The sequence below is a fragment of the Mycolicibacter sinensis genome, from assembly GCF_001673565.1.
Lineage (GTDB): Bacteria > Actinomycetota > Actinomycetes > Mycobacteriales > Mycobacteriaceae > Mycobacterium > Mycobacterium sinense_C.
Genome location: NZ_LZMF01000053.1, coordinates 1 through 926 on the forward strand (window position 1 = coordinate 1; position 926 = coordinate 926).

Below are 926 nucleotides of genomic sequence, written 5' to 3' on the forward strand. Positions count from 1 at the left end.
GCCGGGACAAGTACCTCGCCGGTGAGCTGGTGCCGCTGGCGCAGTGGCAGGCGCCGCCGCCGAAAGACGCCACCCCGGACGTCAAGAGTGCGCTGGTGGGCGGCCTGGCGCGCCTCGCTGCGACCGGCTTGGCGCAGCGCGGGCGGAAAACAACGGGGCGGGGCTGAGTTTCAGTCCCGCTGGGATCGCTGCTGCTGCAACGAATTCCGCATCGCATCGGCCAGTTTGCCGAAGTTCAGCCGCGGGCCTTTCGGGGTGGCGGCGGGCGGCGGTGCATGCCACTGCGCCACCGGGGCAAACCCGCCGTCGACGAAGCGTTGCCGGCACGCGCTGCGCTGAATCTTGCCGCTGGTGGTGGTCGGGACCTGCATGGGCTCGACCAGCAGCACATCGTGGGCCGAAACATTGTGGGTGGCAAGGACCGCCGCGCGGATGGCCTCGACGGCGCCGCTGAGGTCGGAGTTCAGCGACGCGCGGTTCACCTCCTGCACGATCACCAGCTGCTCGTCGGCGCGCGGGTTCGGTTTGACCGTGAACACCGCGGTGCGGCCCGGCATCAGTGCCGGGTCACTGCCGCCCACGGTGTCCTCGATGTCGTTGGGGTAGTACTTGATGTCGCGGATCGTGATCAGGTCGTTCCACCGACCGGTCACGAATAGCTCACCCGCGCAGACGAATCCGAGGTCGCCGGTGCGCAGGTAGGGGCCCTCTCCGGTGTCGGCCACGTACGCGTTGAAGGCGTGCTCGGTCTCCTCGGGGCGTCCCCAGTAGCCCACGCCGACGCTGGGCCCGGACACCCAGATCTCGCCCACTTCCTCAGGGCCGCGGCGCAACCGGGTCTCGGAGTCAACGATCAGGACTTGCTGGCTCTCCGCCTTGGCGCCGCAGGCCACCAGGGGCACCGCCCCGGCGGTGTCGGCAGCCAC

1 pseudogene is annotated in these 926 nt (G+C 70.0%); it reads right to left on the reverse strand.

The features are described from left to right. Window positions 1–170: 170 nt before the first annotated feature. Window positions 171–926, reverse strand: a pseudogene (locus A5648_RS08465) (AMP-binding protein); the annotation flags it as partial.